Below are 12774 nucleotides of genomic sequence, written 5' to 3' on the forward strand. Positions count from 1 at the left end.
AAACGAGCCCCCGCATGGGGGCTTTTTGGTTATTGGTAATGCTTTCGCATATAATAAGCTTATATGAATGGTGAGTGGTCAGGATTTCTTATATTTTTAGTTGGTATTTATGGCCTGCTCGTCGGCTCATTTCTAAATGCCTGGGTGTGGCGGGTGCATACGCATCGCAAGGTGTCTAAGGGGCGCAGTATGTGCCCCCATTGCAAGACAACGCTACATTGGTATGAGCTTTTACCAGTTCTATCCTGGTTGGGCCTAAAAGGCAAATGTCGAACCTGCCACAAGCTAATATCTTGGCAGTATCCAGCCGTGGAGCTCGCTAATGCCGGCTTGTGGGTGGCACTTCTACTATTTTTTGCTCCGGCTAGCCCACTGGCTTGGTTACAGCTTGGGCTATGGTGTGTGTTGGCCTCCTTGCTGTTGGCAGCCCTAGTTTACGATACCCGCTGGATGCTCTTACCAGATGCTTTTGTAATGCCAGCTACGGCCGTAGCACTGGTGCTGGCTGGCTTGTCGGCCATGCAGGCTGGATCGCTGGCTGAGCTGTGGCCTAAATTGCTAGCTGCCACTATCTTTGCCGGAGTATTTTTCCTTATCTGGCTTGTTTCTGGCGGTAGCTGGATAGGAGATGGTGATATTTGGCTAGCTGGCATTATGGGCTTGGTTCTTTCTGGTACGCAACTGGTGGTGGCGATATTTGTAGCATTTAATTTGGGCGCAATTGTTGGGCTGGCGCTAATTGTAATTCATAAAAAAACACGCAAAAGCATGATTGCGTTTGGGCCGTTTTTAATAATTGGCTTATTTGCTGGGCTGTTTTTTGGCGAGGCATTATTAAATTGGTACATGGGGATATTCGTCTAGCCAACCATAAGTGGTATACTTGAGACTAAGCATGCTAAAGTTTTTATCCTTGTATGAAGAAAATCTCTAAAAGAAATTTACGTTTTAAGTATCTGCTACGGAGCAGGCCTGGTATTTCTTTGGTGGAAGTCATTATGGTGCTGGGGATTTCCAGTATGTTGATTGCTGGCTCGTTTGCTTGGTTTGATTCACGTAAGAGTAGTGATTTTTATGACCAGGTGCGTCAAATAGAGTCAAAAATTCGTGAAGTTCAGAGTGAGAATACCTCGAGCTTGGTGCCTGGTTTTACCAGTGATAGTAGATGTTCGCCGGTTGTGACTACAACTTGCCCACTACTTGCCCGTGGTGAAGAGGTATTTGGCACGGCTGTATCAATGGCTGTACCAAATACTGGTGATACGACAAAACTCAGGATTGGCTATTTTAAGAGAGGCCCTAAACTTGGATCACCACCAGTTCAGGCTTTGTCTGTGCAGGATTATGAACGTAGCGAAATTGAGTTGCCAGCTACAATTAAGCTGGAGGGTTTTACGGTGTTTGGAGATGCTACCTGTACATCTGGTGCATACAATAATTGGCGCGAACTACCGAATACCGGAGGTAGTGATGCTGGCTATCAGGATTTTAATAGTCCGGGAAATAAATCGATGATTGTGTTTAGGCGTACTACTGGTGGGTATAATGCTTTTTGGCCAAGCTGGCCGGCAGGTGGTAGCACAGACATTTTGCCCGTCAATGTAAATGGTATTAGGCCGGCTTGGGGTAGCCCGGCATCATCTAGCGCACCGGGTTGGTTGGGTAGTTATGATGATAGCTCATTTATATACCAGACTACCCCTACTGGACCGGCGGCAACCAACCGTTTGCAGAGTCAACCCTGTGCCGTACTGTGGCGACTTGGCTCGGTGGAGCGCAGTGCCACCGATAACACCAAACCGAGATTTACAGCTGAGATAAACTTTAATCTGGTGGATGGCACCACAACCATACAGACGAGGTAAAGATGAAGCGCATGAAAAGAACATCACACGGCATGACTCTAATAGAAATAATCTTTGCGCTTGCAATTGTGGGTACGCTATTAACTCTATCTTATGCGGCTGCTTTAGGGGCCTGGCGTAATGCTACGGCCGCTAACCAGCGCACCCAGGCTCAATATATGATTCAGCAGACTATGGAAGCCCTTAAGGCTTATCGGGAAAGTGATGATTTTGACTGGGGTGCGTTTAGGGATGAGGTAAATTTAGCTGGTGCTCTGATGTATATTGGGTTACAACAGGCTGATGGATCGATAACTACAAATAATTTCTCTTGCCAACCAGCTCCAATCCCACCAGCTACGTGTAAATTCGAATTGCAGTCTGGAGTAGCAACGATAACTCCGGTAGGGTCGAATGTGAATGTGGCGAGCAGTACTCCATTTACAGTAGAGATTAAGCCAATTCGATACTTTACCGAGAATACACTTGACGGGACAGAGATCACTGCACCACCAAGTCTGCCAAATAATACTACGGCTATTACTTTCTTAGTTACGGCTCGCTGGGATGATGCAAATGGCATAGCTAGTAACGCTGCGGCTAGTACAATAATTACGGAGCCACGTTAGATGAAGCGATTATTACCAATGCGGAGCAAGCGGGGTTATACATTGCTGGAATTAACACTGTCGATTGCTTTTTTTACAGTGATAATTACCATTGCCTTAGTTGGGTTTATTGGTATTTTTGGAATTTATAATAAAGCCCAGAGCTTAACGCGTACACAGGAAGAGGCTAGAAAGGCCATGGATCAGCTAACTCGTGATTTACGCCAAACTAAGCGCCTACAAGATCCGGGGTTACCATCTGGAGTTGATTATGGTGGTCGGACGGTGCTAGCACGCCACTGTCTAGACACCGGTGGGCAGAATGTGGCCTATGGCTTGGTGTTTATAACGAGCCGTAATCATTATGTGCTAGCCCGCTCGACTGAATGTCGAAACTTTGCTAATGCTGAGCTCGTTACAAGCTCGGATGTGTGGTCGGAAAAGGACCCACCATGGCCCGATACAAACGGAGATGATGGCACTGCCCCGGATACGGCTCCATTTAAGATAGTTCCTGTGGCCACCACCGGTGGAGTAGGCCCAATTGTATGGCAGGCTCGGATTGGAGTATTTCGTGGTCAAACTGCTCCGTCTAAAAATGCCGCCGCTGCTATTTCTGATCAATTTGGCGCGGGTACAATGTTGCAATCAATTATAATTTCGCGTAGTCGGTAGATGTTGCATTTATTAGCATAAGCGGGTAGCATAAAAATAGTTATGGTTTATCGGGTGAGAAAAATCTGGCAACGTCAACAGCAGGGCTCGGCCGCTCTGATTACTACCATTGCGGTTTCGGCAATACTGGTGGTGTTGTTTGTTGGTATTACTACGATTGCTACCAGGGAAATTCGCCAGTCAATTAACTCTGATAATGCCAATAGAGCGCTATATGCAGCCGAGGCTGGTGTGGAGGACGCTGTCCGGCGACTGGGGGATGACCCCAAGTTTAGAGAGCCAACCTGTAACTCTACAAGTGGTAGCGCAGAAGTAGCGGTTTCGGCAGGTTCTAATGATATTGGTGTGGCTTGGACGTGCCGTACGGTAACGGTGGTGCAAGAAGAGCTGACCGGGCAACTAGATAAGGATGAGAGCTTGAGCCTGAACCTTGGCCGTGGTCGGTCTGGCCCTGAAGAGACTGATCCATATCTTCAGGCTCGCTACATGTCGATTGAATGGAACGACCCACGTGACTCAGCTGATGCACCAGCAGCTAATGTGGTGATGAATAAGGTGTCAAGTTGGTTGCCGGCCTATGATGTAGCAACTCCCGTTTGGACCGGACCCGCCGCCCTGGAGCTAACTAGTACGTGGTTTGGGGCTACTGGTGGAGCAACGGCTACAGTTACAAGTAATACTATTAATAAGTCTGGACTGGAGGGTGTTTTCCCGGTTCGAACAGTAATAGCTTCGCCAGCCTGTACAGGTGGTGGTTGTTCGTACACGGATTTTTCACCGTGGAATAGTGCAGGTTATCCAGACTCAGCTTATCTAGACACTAGTGGCATACCTGCCGGCACACTGCAGAGCTTTGTCCAAACTGATTGTACGAATAGCCCTACCGTGGAGTATAGCTGTCAACTTCATAGGCAGGGTGGCACGCGATATGATTTGGCTGATCTAACAAAAACTGAAATAAATAATGGCACAAGTAATGTGCTCTATGATAGCTCTGTTAGTTTTAGCAATACTACAATGTTTTTACGCATTCGCCCGCGTTATAACTCGGCCAGTTATCGGATTAAGTTTTATGCTTCTGATGGAGTTACACAGGTCTTTATGCCAGATGGTAATGCCACAATCGACGTAACGGCTCGATCTGGTAACTATTTCCGCCGAGTGTTAGCTAAAAAGCAACTAATTCCAACAGTCTATGATGGAGTATTTGATAATGCTATCTTTTCGGGAGCAGATATTTGTAAGAACATGCGTGTCTACCGTGATTATCGTGGCGCACCAGATTATAATTGGGATACTGTAACATCTACTAAAACACCCAATACAGCGGCTGGGCGCAATAGCTGTAGTCCTGGCGACCCAAATGTTTAATAAGCTGTAAATGTATTAAAAAATAGCTCTTTAAAAAAGGAGCTATTTTTGGTTATCAGAGTGGAATTTTTGATGAACTTCTTTAAGTTTTGGGTTGGTGATGTGAGTGTAAACCTGAGTGGTGGCGACATTAGCGTGCCCCAGTAGCTCTTGTACGCTACGTAAGTCAGCTCCGTGCGAGAGGAGATCGGTGGCAAAAGAATGCCGGAGGGTGTGAGGTGTGACACGCTTGGTGATACCGGCCGATATTCGACCGCGCTCGATGATGCGCTGAACACTGCGTGGTGTTAGGCGGGCGGTAGCGGGGGATTCCTCGGCTTTTTTATGGGCTAGGTGGATAAATAGGGCATCATCTTTGTCGGTGCGGGCAGACAGATAGTCGTTTAAGGCCGCCGCCGCTAACTCAGATAGAAAAACTGGCCGATCTTTCTGACCTTTACCACGAATAGTAAACTCACCCCGGGCGGTGTTAACGTCATCACGATTTAAATTAACTAGTTCCGAAACTCGCAAACCACCCGAAAAGAGGAGTAGAACGATTGCTCGATCGCGTTTACCAGCTAAATCCTTATTAGATACGGCCTCCACTAGTCGAGCTACTTCTTCGGCATCTAAGAAGGCTACTTGAGGCCGAACGGCTTTTGCTAGCTCAATCCGCTCGGGTGGGAGGGACTCAATATCTTGGCGAGCTAGGTACTTTAAAAATGACCGCATAGCGATGAGGTGGTAGTTAATAGTGGTAATGCTAACACTCCGGCCGTCATCGAGCTGGAGTCGATTAAGCCACTTACGCCAGCCAGCAATAGTTTTATCGGTAATTTTTGCTACCTGAATATCGCCAGCATACTCATAGAAGCGATTGAGATAGTGACTATAATTTTCGATAGTCTTTAAGCTACGGCCCCGCTCGAGCTCCATGGCATCAAGAAATTCAGCAAGATAATCAGAAAACATAACACTAGCATAAGGTTTTATGGGTTGACTGCCAAGTTTTTAAGAGTGGACAAGTCTGTCTTAAAGAGTAGAATAATAAGCATGTTTGGGGGATTAGCTAAAAAACGGCTAGAATTATCGCGTGAGTTGGTGCTACCGGTGATATTTTTATCACTTCTGATGGTGCCATGGTTCTTGGGGGGTCGCGATCCTTTTGCTCTGGTGGTTCAGTCTGGTTTGAGTCTATTGCTATTGGTGAGCTGGGTGTTGCTATCGAGAGATCGGGCACTATCGGTTAGCTTGCATCCACGCGGTGTGTTGGTTCCAGGGCTAGTTTTAATCGGGACGGCTTTTTTAAGTTTGATTTGGTCGGTTAGTCGGTTTGAGTCATTGGTGACACTCACAACTCTCTTGAGTGCCGCGGTTGTGTTTGTGGTGGCGCGTGATGTGTTTCGGAACGCTAGGGCGCGGGGATTTTTAGTAAAAATCTTTTTATTAACCGCTGCCATTGTTAGCGCAATTGGTCTTGGGATGTATGTGACGGGTGATTATGAGCGCGCCACCTCATTATTTTTCTGGCCCAACCCATTTGCAACTTTCCTTTTAGCAACTCTACCATTTAGTTTAGATTTGGCTATTCGTACTAGTAAAGATCGTCCCAGTGTGTGGGTGTATCTTTCTTTATTGTTGGGGACGGCATTTGTAGTAACTTATTCACGGGCAGCTTGGTTGATTGCTTTGGTATTACTGGGGTTAGTCTGGTGGCGGGCTCAGGATAAAAAGAAAGCTAATGTGGTTATCTTGGGGGTTGCCGCTGCTTCGATAGCTTTTGGTTTGGCTGTAACAGGGATGCGGACTAATCTGGCAAAGCCAGTGGTTGGTGTGGCTGGTAGATTAACTGAATCGGTTAATTCGCAAAGCGTAGTTGATCGGCTAGATTTTTGGCGTGAGGGTAGTGCGATGTTTGCTGAGAAGCCCCTGTTGGGCTGGGGAGTGGGAACTTATAAGGAAGTGCATCCAGCCTTCCAGAAGAGTGCTATTACTGCTACCAATAACCCCCATTCTTTGCCAGTCCAGATAATGGTGGAGCTTGGTGTGGTTGGCCTTGTGGCGTTTATTGTTATGGCCTTGGGGCTTGTGGCGTATCTATGGAAAGAACGACGCGTCAAGCGCTCACCAACTGTATGGTCGGCTAGAATCGCCCTTATTGCAGTTGTGCTACATAGCTTTGTCGACCTAGTGACAAACTATCCAACATTAATTCTGATATTATTTGTTCTTTTAGCACTTTCACTACCAATAACGCAAGAGCATGGCGAATTTCGGCTAAGAAATCGACAGGCAATGCTTGGTTTTGGTTTGGCAGTACTAGCAACACTGTTTGCCACATGGTTTAATTATCAACTATATTTAGCGCGGATTGATCAAGCTTTTATAGACGCAATAGCACCTTTGGATATGAGAGATGCTGGAGAGCGCTACGATGCTTTGGTGCAGGAGTCTGTGGTGCCTCCAGATACCCTTTCGCAGGCGGCTCTCTTCTGGATAGATATGTATGACATGCAAGAAACACCACAAATTAAGTATGCCCAGCGGGCTGCACAATTGGCTACAGAGGCTACCGCGCGAGAGCCACGTGATGCCAAACATTGGTATGCGCTCGGTAATGCCAATGAACGACTCGGTAAGACCACTGAGGCCTTATCAGCGTATCGTCGGGCGGTAGAACTAGATCCACATAATAACCCACAATACCAGGTGAGTTATGCCCAGGCTTTGGCACGAGAAGGCTTCACCCGGGAAGCACTTGTAGTATTGCAGTCTATCACGCAGGAATACACCGATGCAGTGATTGCTAATCGAAATTTTGTACGGATCGCTGATCGTATTGCTATTGCCCTGACGCTACAGGCTAAGTTGCAGCTTGAAGCAGGGGATAAGGTGTCGGCAGCTCAGTCTCTAGCTCGAGCTCGATTGCTTTCGCCAGATTATCAGCCAGCCATAGAGTTTCAAAAGCAGTTGCAGGACTAAAACTATCGGCAGTAGCCATAAGAGTACGGTACAATAGTAGCTACGTATGAGTATTTCAGCCTATTTTCTTGAGCTTGCTATAAGTATTATTAATCAGATCGGCTATTTAGGGATTAGTATTATCTTAATTTTAGATAATGCCGGCGCGCCAATTCCATCGGAGGCTGTATTGGCATTATCTGGAGCAGCGGCAAAGTCTGGTGATTTAAATATTGTTTTTGTATTCATCCTGGGGGTTGTCATGCAGACAATTGGCTCCAGCCTAGCTTATTGGGTGGGGGCTACTGGTGGAGAAACGGTTGTGCGTAAATATGGTAAATATCTTTTTATATCCATGCATGACTATCAAAAAACTCAAGCTTGGTTTGATAAAAATGGTGCAAAAGCCATATTTATTTCGCGTATTACGCCAGTGGTTCGAACCTATATGGGGTTTGTAGCGGGGGCAGCTAAAATGTCATTTTCAAGCTTTCTCACCCAAACTCTCATTGGTTCTTTTGTGTGGACAATAATTTGGGTTGGATTTGGCTATTGGGTGGGTGAAGAGTGGCGTAAATACTACGAATATTTGCATTACCTAGACTATATTATTGTGGCGGTAATACTATTTTTAGGCTGGCGATTTGTGCATAAAAAATTAGTACAACGTAAGGATCAGAGGCAGACTTTAGAGGGTAAGTCTAAGTGACAAATCCTGAGTATATACGTGAGTTAGATAATGGTCTGCGTTTGGTGCATCGCCATATGCCAGATACAGATAGCGTAACTTTGCAGATTTTTTTTGGGGCAGGGGGTCGATATGAGGATATGCAACGCGAATATGGGGTGTCGCATTTTCTGGAGCATCTACTTTTTCAGGGGAGTAAAAAATATCCATCTGCAAAAATATTATCCGAGACTGTGGATGGCGTGGGAGGATATATGAACGCCTACACGACCGCTGAACTAACTTCGTATTACGCTAAAATTCCATCAGAAAAATTTAATGATATTGCTGATTTATTGGCTGACTTAACGATGCATCCGCTGTTTGATCCAACACAAATAGATAGAGAGCGAGGCGTGATCATTGAGGAGATGAATGTCTATCGAGATGATCCGGGTCAGTATATTTTTGATCTGATTGGTGATGTGTTGTGGCCTCAGGATGTTTTGCGTAGTAATATTCTTGGTACTGAAGAAACTATCCGCTCTCTGCCACGCGAGATAATCACTGGCTACCATGCCTCACAATACATACCGTCTAATGCGGTGATGGCGATTGCTGGCAATGTTACGCTAGCGGAGGCGGAAGATGTTATTGCGCCGTTATTTCAGGCGCCACATATGGCTGCTCCACGCCCGTTTGCTCCGGCTTATGGACCATTGGCCACGGAAAAAGTTCGCATTTTCCATCAAAACACCAGTCAAACCCACTTGGTTTTAGCTGGTCGTGGTTTGCCTTTGCGTCACCATAATGAAGCAGCTTTTCGAGTTCTTGGTGCATTGATGGGCGGGGGGCCGAGCTCACGTTTATATCACACAATTCGAGAAGAAAAGGGCCTTGCTTATGTGGTTTATATGGGTATGACGGGCTATGCCGACACTGGTAAATGGGAAGTCTATGCTGGGGTTAGTAACGACAAGGTAGAGGAAGCTGTTGAAGCTATTGTGCAGGAGTTGGAGCTGATTCGGACTCGTGTTGCAAGCGTGGAAGAGCTTAGTCGAGTAAAGCAACAGCTGAGAGGGCGGATTATTATGAGTCAAGAGACTAATGGTGCGGTGGCCGACCGGCTAGGAGCTGAATTGCTCTTAACTGGTGAAGTACGGTCGGTGGATGATATGCTACAAAGTATTGAGGCAGTACAGGCTGACGAGATCATGGCACTTGCCCAGAAGTATTTAGATCCAAATAGCATGCGTATGGCGCTGATCGGTCCACATGATAATGCGCCGCAGCTAGCAAAAATAATAAGTTAGGGGAGAGTATGGTAAAAACATTAGCTGATGATAAGAAACTAAAAGAGTTGCGCAATAGTAGGACTTTAGTGCTTTTAAAGCCAGATGCGGTAAAGCGACAGATTGTTGGTGAGCTAATAACACGCTTTGAACGTAAGGGGCTTAAGCTGTGCGGCTTAAAAATGGTGATGCCTACAGAAGATTTGGCTGGCCAGCATTATACTGATAGCGAAGAGTGGCTGAAGGAAAGCGGTGAGCGGACTTATAACTCATATTTAGAAAAAGGCTTGGAGCCGCCAATGAGTGCTCGTGATCTAGCACTGAATACTCGCCGTAAGCTTATGAGTGGCCTAACGGCTGGACCATTAGTGGCTTTGGTTTTGCAGGGAGCACATGTAATTGAAATTGTCCGTAAAATGCGTGGAGCAACTAGTCCTCAGTCGGCGGATGTGGGCACGATTGGTTTTGATTATTCAGTCGATTCGTATGAATTGGCAGATGCTGGTGACTGGCCAATTCGCAATATTATCCATGCTAGTGATAGTGCCGAAAATGCCGAACGAGAAATAAAAATATGGTTTGATAAAGATGAAGTACTCGAGTATACAAGTGCAGTTGAGCATATTTTGTACTCAAAAGAATGGTAGTTATAAACTGCTGACTATGAGGTTGATCAGCCATAGACACCCACTTAGTGCAAGGTAGATGAGGCCAGATTTTAAAAGCATAATGCCTAAACCCAGTAAGCCACTCACCTTGGTTCTACGTTGTTTGTAGTCTTCAATAAGAATTTGTCGGAGCTTTATTGTCTGGAAAGACCAATACACACAACATAAACCCTACCAATACGAGCTGGAATAAGCCAATATATAAGAAGAAATTAGAGATTATTGTAGACATTATATTTCTGATACATGGTACCCCCGGAGAGAATCGAACTCCCGACGCCCTCCTTAGGACGGAGGCGCTCTATCCACTGAGCTACGGGGGCAGAGATAGCGCTTTTAATTATAGCAGTAGCTAGAGGCAGAATAGATAGAGCGCCTTAGGTTTTATAGCTCGCTGACGTTCAACATCCACTTGAGCTACGGGGTAGATCAGTGTCTTTTTCTAGAATAAGCCCATTCATACCAAAAAGCATAAATACTATTGCTTACCATAAACAAAAATACATATACTAGAAAATGTCCTTGTACCCCAAAAACAAAGGTGTTTTATGGAACCCTCAGGCATGAAACCGCACCAGCAGTCAACCATCTGCATTGATATCACAGATAAGAATACTGGCCACACACTGCCAGTAGAGGTACCAGCCGAGATGCTTGTGGCAGCGTTGCAAAGGGACAATTCGGCTGCTCGTCATACGGCCTGTGGCGAAATCTGTCGTGCCTTCGGGAGTCAGCTCCAGGCTGTACACGGTGAAGACCCGCATTTGTTGATTTGGTCCGATATTCAGGGCTCGATCACGACCGATCTCTCACTGCGCCAACTATCACTCAATCTGGCATTTGGTGAGCCGGTCGAGGAGCATCCCAGCCTCTTTGATCACTTGCCATCGACAGCCTAGAGTGTTACCAGCCGCCTTCTTTATATGGAGGGCGGATTTTTTTATTCTGATTATGTTAATATACTAAGTATATGCGTAAGAGAGAGCGCTCAGAATCTCGAGCCCCCGAGCATCACATAGATGAGTATGTGGAGCCAGAGGTTATATTTGTAGAGCGACAGTTTCCAATTGTATTGCGTTGGCCACTAATTTGGGGGATGGTGTTTATCCTGGTTGGTATGGTGCCATGGTCTATTTCGACTGCAAATGTTTATGACTGGCAACCGCTGGCGGTTAATTGGATGGCTATTGTCGGCGTAGCATTACTAGTTTATTGGGGATATAACTTTATTGGTTGGTATTTTACTGTAGTGATTCTAACAGATCAGGATATTACGCTAGTGCACCAAAGAGGCCTTTTTCACAGGAAAGTCTCAAGTTTAACCCTTAATAATATACAGAGCGTGAATTATAAAATTCCCGGCATGCAAGCGGCCCTATTTAAGTTTGGCGATATTTACATAGAGACACTTTCTGGTACGGGCAATATGCGCTTAAAGACTTATCATAAGCCGGCACGTCTACAAGAGGAGATTTTAGACGCCATGGAAAACTATGCCGGAGAGGCTTAAGTAGTGTATGATATGTCTAAGAATTAAGAATACAGTGAGATTATAAGGAGAAATATGGCCGACACTGATAAGGATAAGAAAAAAACTGCTAAGCCAGTTGCAAAAAAGACATCCACCCACTCCGATCGTCTGAAGAAAATAGCCAGCAAGAAGCCTGCCGATGATAAGGCTACAGAGCCTAAGAAGGTTGCGGATAAGGCAGATAAGAAAGCTGATGCTAAGTCGACTGGAAAAGACAAGAAAGATTCTAAATTCCAGAACAAGCTATCAAAGCTAGGTGTTAAGACCAAGCCCAATCGTAAATTATTTGTAATAGCTGGAGTGTCGGCGCTGGTTGCAATATTAGTGACATTAATTACGTTTGGTGTGCTTATTTATAAGTATAAGAGTGACTCTAAGCCAGTGCAGGTAGTAGCAAAGATTGTGCCATATCCAGTTTTGAGCGTGAATGGTAACCCACTATGGAATACTGCAACATATAGCGAGTATCTATTTGAGCTAGCTAGTATTAAGAAATTCTATCAATCACAGGGTCAAGATTTGAATTCCGATGAGGGTAAGCAGCGTCTAGCTGATCTTAAGCAGGAATTGATGAAGCAGCTGGAAGATAATCAGCTTATTAAGCAGGAAGCTGCAAAGGAGCGTATTGTAGTTTCATCAAAAGAAGTTGATGAAGAATACAATAAGCTTGTTGAAAATGCTGGTGGGCCAGATAAAGTGAAAGAAACCTTGCAGAATCTTTATGGCTGGACAATTGCCGATTTTAAAGAAAAAGTACGATTTAGCTTAGTACAGAAAAAACTAGCCGATAAGATTACAAATGATCCTAATCGCAATGGTACTGCCAAGGCCAAGGCTGAAGATTTACTAAATCAAATTAAGAATGGCTCTGACTTTGCCGAAATTGCAAAGGCAAACAGTGAGGATAGTTCAGCCTCAAACGGTGGTGATCTAGGATTTATCGAGAAGGGCCAGACAGTACCGGAGTTTGAAGAAGCCGCCTTTGCGCTAGAAGCAGGACAGGTTAGCGGAATTGTAAAAACTCAGTATGGATTTCATATTATTAAGGCCACAGAAAAGCAGGATGACAAAGTTAAAGTTTCGCATATTCTAATTAAGGGGGTAGATCTGGAGAGTTGGTTAACTGAGCAACGAGAAAAAGCCAAACTATCACGTTATTTAAAACTTAACTGAAG

At 45.3% G+C, this 12774-nt stretch carries 13 protein-coding genes and 1 tRNA gene; 12 read left to right on the forward strand and 2 right to left on the reverse strand.

Going from position 1 to position 12774, the window contains the following annotated elements; translation table 11 throughout:
- Positions 1 to 63 precede the first annotated feature (63 nt).
- Genes IPM44_00595 through IPM44_00615 form a run of 5 tightly spaced genes read left to right on the forward strand, consistent with a single transcriptional unit; the run spans position 64 to position 4498 of the window.
- A complete protein-coding gene (locus tag IPM44_00595) occupies positions 64 to 864 on the forward strand; it encodes a prepilin peptidase (protein QQS27068.1) in 801 nt (266 codons plus the stop codon).
- Between the two features lie 53 nt (positions 865 to 917).
- A complete protein-coding gene (locus IPM44_00600) occupies positions 918 to 1865 on the forward strand; it encodes a hypothetical protein (GenBank protein QQS27069.1) in 948 nt (315 codons plus the stop codon).
- 11 nt (positions 1866 to 1876) lie between these two features.
- Positions 1877 to 2473, forward strand: coding sequence for a prepilin-type N-terminal cleavage/methylation domain-containing protein (locus IPM44_00605; protein QQS27070.1), 597 nt, complete (start codon positions 1877 to 1879; stop codon positions 2471 to 2473).
- Positions 2474 to 3127, forward strand: a complete 654-nt coding sequence (locus IPM44_00610) for a hypothetical protein (GenBank protein QQS27071.1) — start codon at positions 2474 to 2476, stop codon at positions 3125 to 3127.
- Positions 3128 to 3169: 42 nt separating this feature from the next.
- Positions 3170 to 4498 (forward strand): hypothetical protein, encoded by a 1329-nt coding sequence (locus tag IPM44_00615; GenBank protein ID QQS27072.1) that lies wholly within the window; start codon positions 3170 to 3172, stop codon positions 4496 to 4498.
- Positions 4499 to 4540: 42 nt separating this feature from the next.
- Here the strand turns inward: IPM44_00615 and IPM44_00620 are convergent, their stop codons facing one another.
- Complete coding sequence (locus tag IPM44_00620; GenBank protein QQS27073.1) at positions 4541 to 5452, reverse strand: tyrosine-type recombinase/integrase; 912 nt, start codon at positions 5450 to 5452, stop codon at positions 4541 to 4543.
- Positions 5453 to 5533: 81 nt separating this feature from the next.
- Here IPM44_00620 and IPM44_00625 point away from each other — a divergent pair, with 81 nt between their 5' ends.
- The 4 genes from IPM44_00625 to IPM44_00640 are packed head-to-tail and all read left to right on the forward strand — an operon-like array spanning position 5534 to position 10047.
- Complete coding sequence (locus IPM44_00625; GenBank protein ID QQS27074.1) at positions 5534 to 7462, forward strand: O-antigen ligase family protein; 1929 nt, start codon at positions 5534 to 5536, stop codon at positions 7460 to 7462.
- Between the two features lie 46 nt (positions 7463 to 7508).
- Positions 7509 to 8150, forward strand: coding sequence for a DedA family protein (locus tag IPM44_00630; GenBank protein QQS27075.1), 642 nt, complete (start codon positions 7509 to 7511; stop codon positions 8148 to 8150).
- On the forward strand, positions 8147 to 9421 hold the full coding sequence (locus IPM44_00635; protein ID QQS27076.1) for an insulinase family protein: 1275 nt from the start codon (positions 8147 to 8149) through the stop codon (positions 9419 to 9421). Before IPM44_00630 ends, IPM44_00635 begins: the two co-directional genes overlap by 4 nt.
- Positions 9422 to 9429: 8 nt before the next feature.
- Positions 9430 to 10047 carry a nucleoside-diphosphate kinase gene (locus IPM44_00640; GenBank protein ID QQS27077.1) on the forward strand — a complete coding sequence of 206 codons (618 nt, stop codon included), beginning with the start codon at positions 9430 to 9432 and terminating at the stop codon, positions 10045 to 10047.
- 268 nt (positions 10048 to 10315) lie between these two features.
- Here IPM44_00640 and IPM44_00645 read toward each other — a convergent pair.
- Positions 10316 to 10391 (reverse strand) — tRNA-Arg (locus IPM44_00645).
- Between the two features lie 240 nt (positions 10392 to 10631).
- Here IPM44_00645 and IPM44_00650 point away from each other — a divergent pair.
- The 3 genes from IPM44_00650 (at position 10632) to IPM44_00660 (ending at position 12772) form a co-directional block, all read left to right on the forward strand.
- Positions 10632 to 10967, forward strand: coding sequence for a hypothetical protein (locus IPM44_00650; protein ID QQS27078.1), 336 nt, complete (start codon positions 10632 to 10634; stop codon positions 10965 to 10967).
- A 71-nt stretch (positions 10968 to 11038) separates the two neighbouring features.
- Complete coding sequence (locus IPM44_00655; protein QQS27079.1) at positions 11039 to 11578, forward strand: PH domain-containing protein; 540 nt, start codon at positions 11039 to 11041, stop codon at positions 11576 to 11578.
- Between the two features lie 54 nt (positions 11579 to 11632).
- A complete protein-coding gene (locus tag IPM44_00660; protein ID QQS27080.1) occupies positions 11633 to 12772 on the forward strand; it encodes a peptidylprolyl isomerase in 1140 nt (379 codons plus the stop codon).
- Positions 12773 to 12774 lie beyond the last annotated feature (2 nt).

It is taken from the genome of bacterium (assembly GCA_016700035.1).
Taxonomy (GTDB): Bacteria; Patescibacteriota; Saccharimonadia; order CAILAD01.

Bases quoted from the DNA above. Each gene is read 5' to 3' on its own strand.
- IPM44_00595 (QQS27068.1), top strand. From the start codon at position 64: ATGAATGGTGAGTGGTCAGGATTTCTTATATTTTTAGTTGGTATTTAT.
- IPM44_00600 (QQS27069.1), top strand. From the start codon at position 918: ATGAAGAAAATCTCTAAAAGAAATTTACGTTTTAAGTATCTGCTACGG.
- IPM44_00605 (QQS27070.1), top strand. From the start codon at position 1,877: ATGAAAAGAACATCACACGGCATGACTCTAATAGAAATAATCTTTGCG.
- IPM44_00610 (QQS27071.1), top strand. From the start codon at position 2,474: ATGAAGCGATTATTACCAATGCGGAGCAAGCGGGGTTATACATTGCTG.
- IPM44_00615 (QQS27072.1), top strand. From the start codon at position 3,170: ATGGTTTATCGGGTGAGAAAAATCTGGCAACGTCAACAGCAGGGCTCG.
- IPM44_00620 (QQS27073.1), bottom strand. From the start codon at position 5,452: ATGTTTTCTGATTATCTTGCTGAATTTCTTGATGCCATGGAGCTCGAG.
- IPM44_00625 (QQS27074.1), top strand. From the start codon at position 5,534: ATGTTTGGGGGATTAGCTAAAAAACGGCTAGAATTATCGCGTGAGTTG.
- IPM44_00630 (QQS27075.1), top strand. From the start codon at position 7,509: ATGAGTATTTCAGCCTATTTTCTTGAGCTTGCTATAAGTATTATTAAT.
- IPM44_00640 (QQS27077.1), top strand. From the start codon at position 9,430: ATGGTAAAAACATTAGCTGATGATAAGAAACTAAAAGAGTTGCGCAAT.
- IPM44_00650 (QQS27078.1), top strand. From the start codon at position 10,632: ATGAAACCGCACCAGCAGTCAACCATCTGCATTGATATCACAGATAAG.
- IPM44_00655 (QQS27079.1), top strand. From the start codon at position 11,039: ATGCGTAAGAGAGAGCGCTCAGAATCTCGAGCCCCCGAGCATCACATA.
- IPM44_00660 (QQS27080.1), top strand. From the start codon at position 11,633: ATGGCCGACACTGATAAGGATAAGAAAAAAACTGCTAAGCCAGTTGCA.